Genomic DNA, 266 nt, shown 5'->3' with positions numbered 1-266 from the left:
CCCTGTTCAGCGCGCTCCAGCTGCGGCTGAGCCGGTCCAGCGCCTTGCGCACGGCACCGGTGGCCGACTTGCGGGCGGCCGCCAGGGCGAACTGCGACAGCTCGGCCGTGTACATGCGGCGCGCGCGTTCGAGCAGGTTGTGGGCCTCGTCCACCAGCACGCCCACCTTCCATTGCTGGGCCTGGGTGAGCGCGTACAGCATGGCGGCGCTGTCGTAGAAGTAGTGGTAGTCGGCCACGACCACGTCGCTCCAGCGCACCAGTTCC

The 266-nt window shown here is 69.9% G+C and carries 1 protein-coding gene; it reads right to left on the bottom strand.

Annotated features, from left to right (window positions below; genetic code table 11):
• Positions 1 to 266: hypothetical protein (locus VJI93_RS08920; RefSeq protein WP_324009343.1), on the bottom strand; the 266-nt coding region annotated here is incomplete at both ends.

Origin of the sequence: Parvimonas sp. M20 (assembly GCF_035282425.1) — a bacterium.
GTDB lineage: Bacteria > Bacillota > Clostridia > Tissierellales > Peptoniphilaceae > Parvimonas.
This window is presented reverse-complemented; position numbering and strand designations above follow the sequence as displayed.